General features: G+C 56.5%; 9 protein-coding genes. 5 read left to right on the top strand and 4 right to left on the bottom strand.

The annotated features are described in order from the left end of the window. Positions 1-67 precede the first annotated feature (67 nt). The 3 genes from ACJU26_RS11425 to ACJU26_RS11415 all read right to left on the bottom strand — a co-directional run bounded on the left by ACJU26_RS11425 (position 68) and on the right by ACJU26_RS11415 (position 5,251). Positions 68-922: a DUF1641 domain-containing protein gene (locus tag ACJU26_RS11425; protein ID WP_414039769.1), complete on the bottom strand. Its 855-nt coding sequence runs from the start codon at positions 920-922 to the stop codon at positions 68-70. Between the two features lie 57 nt (positions 923-979). Continuing rightward, positions 980-2,266 carry an NAD(P)/FAD-dependent oxidoreductase gene (locus ACJU26_RS11420; protein WP_414039768.1) on the bottom strand — a complete coding sequence of 429 codons (1,287 nt, stop codon included), beginning with the start codon at positions 2,264-2,266 and terminating at the stop codon, positions 980-982. A 489-nt stretch (positions 2,267-2,755) separates the two neighbouring features. After that, positions 2,756-5,251: a penicillin-binding protein 1A gene (locus ACJU26_RS11415; RefSeq protein WP_414039767.1), complete on the bottom strand. Its 2,496-nt coding sequence runs from the start codon at positions 5,249-5,251 to the stop codon at positions 2,756-2,758. Between the two features lie 95 nt (positions 5,252-5,346). On the opposite strand from ACJU26_RS11415, the gene gltX reads away from it, so the two are divergent. Further along, the gene (gene gltX, locus ACJU26_RS11410; RefSeq protein ID WP_414039766.1) at positions 5,347-6,795 is read left to right on the top strand and encodes a glutamate--tRNA ligase; all 1,449 of its coding nucleotides are present in this window, start codon (positions 5,347-5,349) and stop codon (positions 6,793-6,795) included. A gap of 12 nt (positions 6,796-6,807) precedes the next feature. Beyond that, on the top strand, positions 6,808-8,211 hold the full coding sequence (cysS, locus tag ACJU26_RS11405; RefSeq protein ID WP_414039765.1) for a cysteine--tRNA ligase: 1,404 nt from the start codon (positions 6,808-6,810) through the stop codon (positions 8,209-8,211). A gap of 1 nt (position 8,212) precedes the next feature. On the opposite strand, the gene ACJU26_RS11400 is transcribed toward cysS, so the two are convergent. After that, a complete protein-coding gene (locus ACJU26_RS11400) occupies positions 8,213-10,426 on the bottom strand; it encodes an Rne/Rng family ribonuclease (protein ID WP_414039764.1) in 2,214 nt (737 codons plus the stop codon). Positions 10,427-10,624: 198 nt separating this feature from the next. On the opposite strand from ACJU26_RS11400, the gene rluC reads away from it, so the two are divergent. The 3 genes from rluC (at position 10,625) to ACJU26_RS11385 (ending at position 13,649) form a co-directional block, all read left to right on the top strand. Beyond that, positions 10,625-11,578, top strand: a complete 954-nt coding sequence (gene rluC, locus ACJU26_RS11395) for a 23S rRNA pseudouridine(955/2504/2580) synthase RluC (RefSeq protein WP_414039763.1) — start codon at positions 10,625-10,627, stop codon at positions 11,576-11,578. Beyond that, positions 11,575-12,246, top strand: coding sequence for an HAD family hydrolase (locus ACJU26_RS11390; protein ID WP_414039762.1), 672 nt, complete (start codon positions 11,575-11,577; stop codon positions 12,244-12,246). The genes rluC and ACJU26_RS11390 overlap by 4 nt, the downstream gene beginning before the upstream one ends. A 155-nt stretch (positions 12,247-12,401) precedes the next feature. Next, positions 12,402-13,649, top strand: coding sequence for an MFS transporter (locus ACJU26_RS11385; RefSeq protein WP_414039761.1), 1,248 nt, complete (start codon positions 12,402-12,404; stop codon positions 13,647-13,649). The last annotated feature ends 247 nt before the right edge of the window (positions 13,650-13,896 follow it).

The following is a 13,896-nucleotide window of genomic DNA, read 5'->3' as shown; positions in this document are numbered from 1 at the left end:
GTGCCGGCGCCCCGGTTTGTCCAGGAAAAAATGGCCTTGTTTGCTCCGGCACTTTCTACTAGAAGACTTATTTTCCAGTATTCCTGGGAAGAACCCCAGCCTTTTCGAGGTACACAGGTAATACCGCAACGACCCGCATACCACGTTGTACTTCGGGATCCTTGAGCATGTGATACAGACCGGAAAGACCTCCAGTTTTGCCCCTGGACTCATGTTCAGTGGCGTCAGCCAGCGCGGCGGCCATCAACCTGCCACTTTGCAGAAGACCGGCGGCCGAATTGAAGATGGGGTTGTCATGACTCTGTTGCATGAACTGTCCCAGTAGACTTTCCAGATCAATGGTTTCAGCAAAAAGACCTATTTGTCGGCTCAGATCGGCGACACGCTGCAGATTGCCGTCATCCAGCATTTGTTTGAGCAAGCGCAGGGCTTCCACAATGGTGGTATCTGCCGATGTTTCCTGCCAGATATCCCCCAGTTCCTTGACTTTAGCGACCACGGCGCCCCCGGCAGGACCTTTGAGAAAGTCCATGACTGCATTCAGTTTCGGCATGATTTCACTGAATAACTGGAGGGCCGACATCGCTTCATCCAGCGGGATTTTCCGGAGATTTTCGAGGATGCCTGGAATCAGCGGTGCTAACAGGCGAATACTTTCCGTGAGGAAAGCCGCGTTCTCACGGATGAGCGATAAAATCCCACTATCGCGGAGAACTTTGAGGGTATCCAGAAGCTCTTCAACGCTTTCTGCAAGGTCGTAGCGCTCATTCCAGGTGCCTGCCTTTAGGGCAAGCTCCATCGGCAGGTTCCCCGCTGGGCTGTTCATGAAACTTTCGGCTCCAGAGGCAAGATCGCCCAAGCGGGCGAGCCCTGCCCATTGTTCTGCTGTGAACTGCGGGGTGAAAGATTCTTGTGCTGCCATAATGCATCTCCCTTGATTCATATCTTGCCAATAGAGGGCCTCGCGACCCTCGTTTTTTCAGGCTGCGAAGAGCTTTTCGGCCAAGAGTATAGAGGCATCCAGACCCCACTCGGGCATTTTACCCTTCGTCTTGAAGAAGAGATTTTTATACTGCATTTTCAACAGGAAGGGCATGTGGCCCATTTTCAGAATCTGGTCTGGTCCGCCAAACCAACTGTTGGAACGAATGTAAAAGGCCTGATTATTACCCATGTCGCCAATACAATAGACGACCGGTTCCAAGGGCTTGTCTGCTTTTGTCGGCGTCATTTTACCCATATCCTTGGCAATTTGCTTGGCGACAATTTCGCACTGTGCATGACCGATTCCGCCCAGCTTCGGTACGGTAATGGCTGCCGCGTCACCTGCTGCAAAAACCTGGGGATACTTGGGGTTGCGCATGGTCACGTCGGTGACCACAAAACCTTCGTTATCACTGATGGGCAGGCCCTTCAGGAACTCATGGGGGACCCAGTCCGGGAAAACGATTTTCAATTCGGCTTCAATATTTTTACCACTGGCCAGTTCCACGCCCTCTTTGCTAATGCGAGTAATGTCCTGGCCTTCATTGACATAGTGGAAACCCATGCCGCCGGCAATTTCCAGCAGCTTGCCGACCACTTTTTCACCAGCATCCTCGGCAATGAGCGAAGCCGGGGTGAACACGGTGATTTTTTCCGGTCCACCCATGCCATGCTGACCCAACCAGGTCGCCATGGAAAGCATGGTTTCGACGGGTGGACCTTCACAAGCCGCCTCGGCACTGGGGAAAGCATGACCACCATAGAGTTTGATGTCCTTGGTGCCATCGCCCTGATGGAAGCGTGCGGAGCCAATGGCGACGGGTCCGCCTTTATATTCATGAGCCAGAAAGCGGCGTAATTTATTGCCATAATAAAAATCACTGACCGTGTGTCCATGCTCTGCAAATCCTTCGATTTTGTCATAGGCCAGACGGTTGCCGACGGCAACGACCAGATAGTCGTAGGAAAGACTTTCTGGTGCGGCCCCCGGACGTTCATTGGGGACAAAATCAACGCGCTTGGCGTCGGGATCGATGGCTTTGATTTCTGCCTGAATAAAACCGATGTCATCCTCATCCAGAGTGCTGGCGATATCCATGGCCAAGGTCTTGCTGGGGTCACGGTCCTCGAAAACCTCTGCAGGAATGTTGGGTACGAATAACAGGAAATTCTTACGATCTATAACGGTGATATGTACCGCGTCTCCACAGAACTCGCGTATTTTCTGAGCCGAACCAAGACCGGCAAAATTACCACCAAGAACGACGACATGAGGTTTCATGGATATTTCCTCCGTTTTTTTTCGTCATGAAATTACAATAATCAACATCCACCCCAAATGAATGTCTCACAAGTAAGAGTAGTAGATAATTGCAAAAGTTCAACAAACCAATTTTTTCGGAATATTCACAAGGATTGTTATATTCACAGTGGTTTATATTTTTATTTCCTTATAAATAGCTATAATTTTTGCGACGGTCTTGGTGGGTGCGGATTTCATTCAGACTTTTTCTTCAGGTTCTGAAAAATGTCCAGGGCTTTGTGGCGCGCCTGCGCATGATCAACCATGGGGCGGGGATAATCGGCGCCTAACTGGATTCCCGCCTGGGCGAGAATGGCTGGTTCGGCAGATCCCGACGAAACCAGACAAAGGTAACGGTCATCTTCTAGCTCCTCAGCAGGTGTGAGACGGCAATGCCTGTCCTTTAGGCAGGCGGTGCTACCGTCAGTAGAAACTCCCAACAGCAATCACCCAACAGTAATCAGGCTCTCAGAAAAGATGCTTGATGGTATTGATCAGCTGGCCTCCCATTCCGGATCCCGCAGCACTGCTGGTAGAAGCCGTGGAGGCAGTGGGCGCCAAGGGAGGATAACCCGCCAGATAATCACTGACGCCAATGACGTTGCTGTCGCCGCTGATGGTGGGTCCGGTGACCGAAGGCGGACGGAAAAAGCCCGTAGCCGGACTCCCGGCCATGGCCGTACGCATATAGTGAATCCAGATGGGCAGGGCCTCACGCGCCCCGGCCGCCCAGCGTCCCATGCTGTGATTATCGTCATAACCCACCCAGACACTGGTGGTGATACGGGGGCTGAACCCATTGAACCAGGCATTATTCTCATGATTGGTAGTGCCGGTTTTGCCCGCTATATCATTGCGCCCGAGGCTCTGGGCCGCCACGCCGGTACCGATTTTGATGACCTGCTGCATCATTTCCGTCAGCAAATAGGCAACTCCTGGAGGGATGGCCGTTTCCGAGGGCGGGGGCGCATAGCCCATGGGACAGTTCAAGAGGGAAATCTGGGTACCCCGCCCGTTGACGATTTTGGTAATGAGGTAGGGGTGGGGGAGAAAACCGCCGCTGGAAAAAACCGAGTAGGCCCGGGCCATTTGCAGGGGGCTGTAATCACCCGCGCCCAGGACCATGGACGGCACCTCGGGAACCTGTTTGGCGGGGAACCCAAAACGCTGCACGTACTGCGCGGCATAGGGAATCCCGATGTCCATCAGAATGCGGACGCTGGGGACGTTATGGGAGTATGCCAGATTGGACCAGACCGGAATCGGGGTATTGGAAAATTGATTGCTGTAATTGGTCGGTACATAAACCTGACCGTCGGGTAGAGTAATGGACAGGGGGGTGTCGGGTATGGGGGTCTGGGGGGTCAGGTAGGTACTTTTGCCCGAAGCCAGAAGTGCTGGTGCATCCATGGCTGCCGCGTAGACAAAAGGTTTGAAGCCCGAACCGGGTTGCCGGTAGGCAAACACTGCCCGATCAAAATGACTGAGTTCGTAACTGAATCCTCCGACCAGGGCATGAATGGCTCCGCTGTGGCTGTCCAGACTCACGAGAGCACCCTGCACCTTGGGAATCTGGGTGAGTTGCCAGCCTGGATCCTTCCCGGCAGAAGACCAGACATTGGCCCCCCATTCCTGTCCGGCGCCAGCGGTCACGGCGTTGACATAGGGACGCAGCCAGATCAGGTCGCCGCTATGCAGCACCGCGTTGACTTGGCGTGGCAATGGACTATTGAAGCGCAGTCGGGCCCAGCGTACATCCCGCAATGTCAGGGTGATGTCTTTTTTGCCTTCCAGCGCAACAGTGGCGGTTTTGCTGTCGGCGCTGATGACCACACCCCATTTGAGGTTGGCGGGATCATGGGGGGGCAGGACCTCCGGGCGTTTGCCGGCCAACGCCGCTTGCAACGCATCCCCACGCAATCGGGTGACAGGACCACGATAGATTTTCGGGTCCATGCTGGAAAGTCCCATGTCATAATTTTCCAGTCCCACCGCAACGGCCTGGTTGGCCGCCACCTGGTCCTTGGGAATGATGCTGGTATATACCTTGAGACCCGAGCGATAGGTGAAATCGCTGCCAAACTGCTGGGTCAGCCAGTTGGCGATCCAGTCCGTCACATAAGGCGCACTATCCGAAGCCTGGGCATGGTAGCGGGAAAGAATGGGTTCGGCATTGGCCTTGGCTTCTTCGGCCCTGGAGATATAACCGCGATTTTCCATGCGCTTCAGAACGTAAGTCCGACGTTTTTTGGCGAGATCAGGATTCATGACCGGATTCAGTACCGAAGGTGCCGGTGGCAGGCCGGCAATGGTCGCCATTTCGCCCAAGGTCAGTTGTTTCACGTCTTTGCCGAAATACGTCTGCGCCGCCGCCTGGACGCCATAAGCGCCCTGACCCAGATAGATTTTGTTCAGATACAGTTCCAGAATTTGTTGGTGCGTGAAATGATTGGCCAACTTGTAGGCCAGCAGTATTTCGGCAATTTTGCGGGTAATGGTTTTTTGCGGGGTGAGGTAAAAATTGCGGGCGACCTGCTCGGGGATGGTGCTGGCACCCTGCATGGGAGCCATGTGGATGATATCGACCAGCGCCGCACGCAGGATGCCGGGATAACTGACCGGATAATACAAGGGATTATTGCTGTAAAATCGGGCGTTTTCAGCAGAGATGAATGCCTCCTGCAATTTGACCGGTATCTGGTCAATGGGCAGGGCATAGCGCATTTGCGGGCCGACTTCCTGGAGCAGCGAACCGTCTGCCGCATAAATGCGCAACGGTTCATCGGGGTGCCATTCCTTCAACTCGTGGACGGGAGGCAGGTCGTCCCAGATGCGATACACGTAAATACCGATACCGATGCCGATATTGATGAAAATCAGCAGGATGATCAACAAAATCCAGCGGCCATACCGGGGACGCCGGGTTGCCTTGCCCCGTGCTTTGGAGCCGTCAGTCTGAGCCATTACGTTTCTTCCATGTCCTGAATGCTTGGTAAAAGACAGGCTGTGCCGCCTTTTACCAAGTACCCTGTTGCCGTTTTGTCATTGCGAGTCGGCTTATGGCGCAATACTATACCACTATGAATCTCAAGAGTCGCTTCGCCCCCAGTCCCACCGGATATCTCCATCTGGGCAATGCCCGCACCGCCTTGTTTGCCTGGTTGGCAGCCCGTGGCGCAGGAGGACGTTTTGTCCTGCGTCTGGAAGATACCGATCAGGCTCGTTCCCCGGAAATCTATGAAAAAGCCCTTCTCGAAGATCTGCATTGGTTGGGTCTGCGCTGGGATGAAGGACCTGATCTGGGTGGCCCGGCAGGCCCTTATCGGCAGATGGAGCGGCTGGATATTTACCAGAAATACTATGCCATGCTGCTCGCGGCAGAGCAGGCCTATCCCTGTTATTGCAGCCCCGAAGATCTGGCAGCGGAACGAGCCGTGCAACGCGCTTCCGGAAAGTCACCGCGCTACGGAGGACGTTGCCGTCATCTGGACTCCGCCCAGCGGCAGGCATTGGCAGCCCAGGGCATTCATCCGGTCCTGCGTTTTCGGGTGCCGGATACCGGGATACTGAACGTGCCCGATCGGGTCTGGGGAGAGCGCAGTTATGCCCTGGCTGATCTGGGCGATTTCGTGATTCGTCGCAGTGATGGCAGCCCCGCTTTTTTCTTTGCCAACGCCGTCGATGATGCCCTGATGGGGGTGAATCTGGTCTTGCGGGGGGAAGATCATCTCAGCAATACCCCGCGTCAGATCCTGATCTTGCAAGCGCTGCAGTTGCCTGTGCCGGAATATGCGCACCTGCCCCTTTTGCTGGGCGGGGATGGTCAGCCCCTTTCCAAACGTCATGGTGCGGCCAGTTTGCGGGATTTGCGATCCGAGGGATATCTCCCGGCAGCCGTCCGCAATTATCTGGCCCGTCTGGGTCACCATTATGCAGCATCGGAATTGCTGGACGATGCGGCTCTGGCTTCTGGATTTTCATTAGAAAACATCAGCCGCGCGCCGGGACATTTTGATCTGGTCCAACTGCAGCACTGGCAGCATCTGGCTCTTCAGGAACTGACTGACGCAGAGCTTTGGGACTGGCTCGTCGCTGCTCCTGGCCCATTGCGGGATATGGTACCCGAAGGGATGGCAATGGCTTTTGTGGCGGCGCTGCGTGCCAATATACGGCTTCCCGCAGATGCCCTGGATTGGGCCAGACGCTGCTTCAGCGATCAGGAATTCGCCGGGCTGGCGAAAGAAGCGGCGGCACTACTGGCGCTGGCTGAAGCCCCGGCGGCATTCTGGCCATTGGCTGAAAGACTTCTCCAGCAGTCCGCCGGCGATTACCGGATCTGGACCAAGAGCCTGCAGCAGGAAAGCGGACTCAAAGGAAAGTCCCTGTTCATGCCCCTGCGGGCTGCCTTGACCGGACTGTGTCATGGGCCGGAACTGGCAGCCCTGTTGCCCTTGATCGGTATGGAGCGTGCCCGAGAGCGCCTGCGTACCGTCCCCCAATATCTCTGAAACGAGGAATTCATGTCGCCAGCCCTGCCGTCCATTCGTCTTTACGACACGATGCATCATGACAAGCGCCTTCTGGAGCCCGCTACCCCTGGTCAGGTGGGCATTTACGTGTGTGGCATGACGGTTTATGACCACTGTCATCTGGGTCATGCCCGGGTGATGGTCACCTTTGATACGGTGGTCCGTTATCTGCGCGCCCGGGGTCTGAAAGTGACCTATGTGCGCAACATCACCGACATTGATGACAAAATCATCCGGCGCGCGCGGGAGCAAGGCGAATCCATTCAGGCCCTGACCGCTCGTTTTATTGATGCCATGCATGTCGATGAGGCGGCTTTGCTCTGTCAGCCGCCGGATCTGGAGCCGCGGGCTACGGAGCATGTGGGTGCCATGCAAACCCTGATTGCCGAGTTGATCGCCCGGGGGCACGCCTACCTCGCCGCCAATGGCGATGTGTATTATGCCGTGCGCAGTTTTCCGGACTATGGAAAGCTGTCGGGCAAGTCCATTGACGAGCTCAATGCGGGGGCGCGGGTGGAATTGGGTGAGGATAAACGCGATCCCCTGGATTTTGCGCTCTGGAAAGCCGCCAAGCCCGGGGAGCCTTCCTGGACCTCACCCTGGGGGGAGGGGCGGCCGGGCTGGCATATCGAATGCTCGGCCATGTCTGCGGATGCCCTGGGTTGCAGTTTTGACATTCATGGCGGTGGTGCGGATTTACAGTTCCCCCACCATGAGAATGAAATCGCCCAATCCCAGGGGGCAGGTTGTGCCTTTGCCCGTTACTGGATGCACATCGGTTTTGTGCGGATCAATGACGAAAAAATGTCCAAGTCCCTGAATAATTTTTTGACCGTGCGCGAATTGCTGCCGCTGTTTTCCGGGGAAGTGCTGCGCTTTTTCATTCTTTCCAGCCAGTACCGTAGTCCCCTGCACTACAGCGATGAAGGACTGGAGCAGGCCCGGGCCGGGCTCACCCGACTTTATACGGCCCTGCGCGGGATGCCCCAGCGTCAGATTGTGCCGGAGCTGGGCAGCGAATGGCGGGAACGCTTTCATGCGGCCATGAGTGATGATTTTCATACCCCGGCGGCGCTCGCAACCCTGTTTGACCTAGCTAGGGAAATCAATCGCTTGCGTGATGAGAAAAGCGAAGTGGCGGCACCCCTGGCAACACTCCTGCGGGAACTGGCGGCCATGCTTGGAATTTTGCAGGAAGATCCGGAGAGCTACTTCCGAGGCGGTGCTGATGCGGGTGATAACGCCTGGATTGAAGACCGCATTGCCGCCCGCCTTGCTGCTCGCCAGCAAAAAGATTTTGCTGGTGCCGACGCCATTCGCGAGGAACTGAGCGCCGCTGGCGTCATTCTGGAAGACAGCCCTGCCGGCACCACCTGGCGCCGGCAGGGCGCCTGATCTAGTCTTCGGGCACGGATTCCAAAGCGGCCTGGGGCGCCGAGCTGCTCGGGGCCGCAGCGGTATCTTCCGAAGCAATGCCTGTTTCTGCCGTCACCAGGGCTGAAGATTGTGCAGGATCGGTTTCCGCGCCAGTTATGGCGGTCGGAGTGGATACCAGCATCAGGTGCCAGTCGTCCGCGGCCGGAACGGGGCCGGGATAGACCAGTTCCTCTTTTGGCGCTGGCGGCTGACCGGACTTGGCCATTGTCCTGACCGATGCCTTGGCCTTCGGGGCAGGATGCGTGTCCTCTGCGGATTCTGCTTCCTGAGCGTTTTCGGTTTCCCCGCCATTATTCTGGGTGGAACGCCGAGCCCTGGCCCGACGACCACCGCGCCGCCGCCGCCGACTGCGATTTTCCTCTGTGGGGCTGTCTTCACCCCCCTCGGCATCGGCCGAGCTTTCCGCAGTCGTTTCGGCACCACGGCTTTCCGCCATAAAGGTGGCGGCATCCACAGGCATATAGCGTGACACCAGGGCGCGCACCAGTCGTGCCAGAATGCCTTCCTCCGAAAGGGCCGCTTTGCTGGTGTTGCTTTTGGCCGTTGCCGGGGCAGGGCTGCGGAGCGGAGGGAGAATATCCGGTGGTGGCGGCGCTGTCAGTGGGCTGAGGGCGGCCGATTCCGGACCCGGACGACTGGGCCTGGTCAGCGGGACATTATGACTCAGGTTTTGCGGCAGTGGCAGGGTTCGCACGGTACTGGCTTCCATGCGTATGCGTTCGATTTTGTAGTGGGGGGTTACCAGCTCAGGCTTGGGAATGATGACAATGCGGGTCTCTGTTTTGGCTTCCAGCTCCAGAATGGGCAGGCGTTTTTCATTGAGCAGATAAACCGCCACGTCCACCGGAACTTCACCATGGACCTCGGCGGGTCCGGGTTTCATGCATTCTTCCTGGAGCAGGCGCAGGACGTGCATGCTGGTGGCTTCGCAACCGCGGATCTGACCCGTGCCATTACAACGCGGGCAGGGCTCGGAAGAGGCTTCTTCCAGGCTGGCGCCCAGCCGTTGCCGGGACAGTTCCATCAGGCCAAAACGGGAAATACGACCCAGTTGTACCCGCGCCCGATCCAGCTTGAGGGCTTCCTTGAGCTTGGCTTCCACTTCGCGCTGATGTTTGGGAGATTCCATATCGATGAAATCCACGACAATCAGACCGCCGAGATCCCGCAGGCGAATCTGTCGGGCGATTTCTTCCGCCGCCTCCAGATTGGTCCGGAAGGCGGTTTCGGCAATATCCTGACCCTTGGTAGAGCGACCGGAATTGACATCCACCGCAACCAGCGCCTCGGTATGATCAATGACAATAGCGCCCCCCGATTCCAGGCGCACTTCGCGACTGAAGGCGGATTCAATCTGCTGTTCAATCTGATAGCGACTGAACAGCGGGACATCATTATCGTAATACTTCAGGCGGTGCACCATCTTGGGCATCATCGCAGCCATGAACTGCACGGCAGCGTGGTATGCGCCTTCTTCATCAATCAGGACTTCACCGATGTCTTCCGAGAAATGATCGCGCAGCGCCCTGACAACCACGTTGCCTTCCTGGTAAATCAGAAAGGGCGCAGCATGGGTTGCTGCCGCATCGACAATGGCTTGCCAGATCTGTTTCAGATATTCGAGATCACGATGCAGGGCTTCCGGTTCCTGACCGATGCCGGCAGTGCGGGCAATGACCCCCATGTTTTCGGGAATATCCAGCAGTTGCAAATGCTGGCGGATCTGGGTGCGATCATCCCCTTCGATGCGCCGGGAAACCCCTCCCGCCCGGGGGTTGTTGGGCATGAGGACCAGATAGCGTCCCGCCAGGCTGACGAAGGTGGTGAGGGCAGCGCCTTTGCTGGAACGTTCTTCCTTGTCCACCTGGACAATGACTTCCTGGCCTTCGCGAATCAGTTCCTGAATGCGTTTGCGGCCTTGTCCAGGTTCCTGTTGCTGGAAGTATTCCCGGGCAATTTCCTTGAGGGGCAGAAACCCGTGCCGTTCGGCGCCATAATCCACAAAGGCCGCTTCCAGACTGGGCTCCACCCGGGTGATTTTCCCCTTGTAGATATTGCTCTTTTTCTGTTCCTTGTAGGCGCGCTCAATGTCGAGATCGAGGAGTTTTTGACCATCTACCAAAGCCACCCGCAGCTCCTCCGCATGGGTGGCGTTAATCAACATCCTTTTCATAAGTTCTTCTTTCTCCGGCGCTCAACCCGTCTGCTCATGCAAGCAGGCCGGGGAGCGCAGCGTTCGTAATTGGGACCGAAAGGCTTGCCCTTCGATGCTAAATCGGGAGCCGCACTCTGTCAGCGCAGCGTCCTGACTCGCAATATATGCCATAAAAGAATAGAATCGCAATCGAAAAAATGTTGGAGCAGTGAAAATATGGCGGAAAGCGGAGTGCGGCAGTGGCTGGTGACCGATGCCGATGCAGGCCAGCGTCTGGATAATTTCCTCCTGCGGGTCATGAAAGGCGTGCCCCGCTCGCACATCTACAAAATCCTGCGGAGTGGCGAGGTTCGGGTGAACAAGGGGCGGGCGCGGCCCCATTATCACATTGCCTTGGGCGATGTATTGCGTCTGCCTCCGATGCGGGTGCCGGAACCCAACGATCCGGTAGTGCTGCCCGTCCATCTGCGCAGCCAGCTGGAAGCGGCGGTCCTTTTTGAAGACAGTCATCTGCTGGTGCTGGACAAGCCCAGCGGGCTGGCGGTGCATGGCGGCTCCGGTTTGAGCTGGGGCATCATCGAGGCCCTGCGTCAGTTACGCCCGGAAGCCCGGGAGCTGGAGCTGGTGCACCGCCTGGATCGGGATACTTCCGGATGTCTGGTACTCAGCAAGAAGCGTTCGGCACTGCGCGCACTCCATCAAAGCTTGCGTCAGGGGCAGATGGAAAAACACTATCTGGCCCTGGCCTGGGGTGACTGGAAAGGACCAGCGCGTTCGGTCCGCCTGCCCCTGCGCAAAAATACCCTGCAATCTGGCGAGCGTATGGTGCGGGTGGATCCCGTCGCCGGCAAGGCCGCCCATACCCGTTTCTCGGCCCGGGAGCATCTTCCCGGTGCAACCCTTGTGGAGGCTGATCTGGATACCGGGCGCACCCATCAAATTCGCGTGCATCTGCAGGCCATTGCCCATGCCGTCGCCGGCGATGAAAAATATGGAGATCCCGCCTTTAATCAGCGCATGCGCGGTTTGGGTTTGCAGCGGCTGTTTCTGCATGCTGCCAGTATTCGTTTTGCGCATCCCCGCGATCAGCAGCCCATATATATCCAGGCCCCTTTACCGGCCGAACTGGAGGCTGTGCTGCAGCAATTACGACAGGCGCCTTACCCATGATTCCCTTGTTGCAGGATCGACGGCTGATTATTTTTGACTGGGACGGCACCCTGATGGACAGTATCTCCACCATCTGTCGCTGTCTGGCCCATGCCTTTGCTCATGCCGGGTTAGAGGACCGGGGAGAAGCACAATACAAGGAAATCATCGGCCTGGGCCTGAACGATGCCTTGGCAGTGTTGGCTCCCGAGGCCGACGAAAAACTGCGGGCCCACATTCTGGAAGGTTACCGCCACTGTTTTTTTTCGACGCCTGCAGCCGCCATGCCGCTGTTTCCAGGAGTCGAAGAAACCCTGTCCAGACTGGTGGATGCGGGTTATCAACTCGCCGTGGCCACGGGTAAGGCGCGTCGGGGTCTGGACAAGATCCTCACTGAATATCCTCGCGTGGAGGCACTTGTCGGTGCCAGCCGTTGTGCCGATGAAACCCGCTCCAAGCCTGACCCTCTCATGCTCGAAGAGCTGCTGGATCATTACCAATTGCCGCCGAAAGCCGCTGTCATGGTCGGCGATACGGTACATGACATGGAGATGGCCGTGGCCGCCGGTGTTTTACCGATCGGCGTACTCTGCGGTGTGCACAATGAGTCGCGTCTGACCCAGGCGGGCGCACAGTTGTGCCTGCCTGATCCGAGATTTTTGCTGGGTGAAAAGGAAAAGCCACAATAACCGTTAAACGAGGAACAGATGTCCGATAAATTGTACGCACTCGCTGAATCATTGAGAAACGAAACTACGCCATGCCCATGTTCCGCGTCCATCATCGCCTCCCTGCTCTCTGAGCGCACTCGGCATCCTGGTTTTTTCTGGTTCGGCTGAGCGGAATGGCCGGCAGCATCCATCCCCCCGCCGGACCTTATGGTTGGCTCAACAGAAATGTGTTACTTCTGTCCTTGTCGGCATTCTTTGCCGACGGGGGCTATCAGGCAGTCACCTCCATATTTTCCCTGCTGATCATTCTGAACATGAAAGAACCGCCCTACGTATATGGCCTGTTGCTGGCGCTGGCCTTTGGCGGTGGATCACTGTTTGCTTTTCTGGGAGGGAAGGCAGGTGACAGATACAATCGAAAAACCGTGGCACTTGTCGGTAATCTGCTCATTCCCCTGATGTCCCTCGCGGGTTTTTTCTCCAATGTCTGGATCATCGGCATCCTTTTTACTCTGGGTTGGTGGGCACGCTTTTTCCGGACCCCGGCGCGGCGGGCCATGCTTGTGGAAGTATCCAAACCGGAACACCGAACGAAAGTCTTCGGGTTTCTTCATGCGCTGGATGTTGGAGGTGGCCTGATCGCCGTGGTCTATGTCATCATCCTGATTCTCTACCATGTTTCCTACCACGACATACTTGTTGTGAGTATTTTTCCAATTCTGCTCTCCAGCGTCTGTCTGGCCCTTGTGCACTATGTGCCATTCGCTGTGACCTCGCCGTCCACAGGTACTGTCCCCGCCTCGAAGGTTCAGTTTCCCCAATATCCACCGCGCATCAACCGGCGGATCTTCCAATTCGTGCTTCTGGCCGCAACCCTGTTCGGATTCAGTTATTATGCCCTGGGCTTCCCGATACTTTCGGTGGCAGAGTCACAGGCCAGCGCTGCGTTGGGTGTCCTAACCTTTGGTATCTACCTGGGTTTTTCTTCTGCGGCTGGCTACGTGCTGGGGTCCAGCGCCCTACGTCCCATCCGTGCCCTCTGGACGACTGGCTATGCCCTGGCCGGGGTAGGCTCCCTCATTATCGGAGTGTCTTATCTGGTGGATTCCGGTCTCCTGCTGTTCTACCTGGGGGCCGCCTTGCTGGGGATCGCCACCGGAGCCGTTGAGACATTTGAGCCGGTGCTAACCTCTTACCTGGTGCAGTCCGGAGAACTTTCCGGGGGGATGGGATTGCTGGGCATGAGCCGGGCGCTGGGCTTGTTCGTCTCGAATGTCGTCATGGGGGTCATTTTTACGGTTGATCAACCGGATTCATATTTCTATGCCTGTGTCACGGCGATTCTCGGCGCAGGTATTCTGGCACTCACAGAATATTGGCTACACCGGAAATTCGCCTCTAAAATACCTTCGGCATCATGAACATGAAATCGTTCGGTGCTCACAGCGCAGGGGCTGCCGATCAGCGAGATTCAGCGGTACTCGGGCTTTGAGCCGGCCGATGATTTCCTTCGCCATATCCGTAGACGGCTATCTGGTGCGAAAGGGGAGATTCGAACTCCCACGCCGTGCGGCGCTGGAACCTAAATCCAGTTGCAGGAATTTCCGAGTCTTTTTGAAATATAAGCGTTTTTAATAGATGATTATTATCAGCAAGTTACATATATCA

This window comes from Acidithiobacillus sp. M4-SHS-6, from assembly GCF_047421495.1.
Taxonomy (GTDB): domain Bacteria; phylum Pseudomonadota; class Gammaproteobacteria; order Acidithiobacillales; family Acidithiobacillaceae; genus Acidithiobacillus.
The sequence above is the reverse complement of the archived record's forward strand: the minus strand, read 5'-3'. Positions and strand labels throughout refer to the sequence as shown.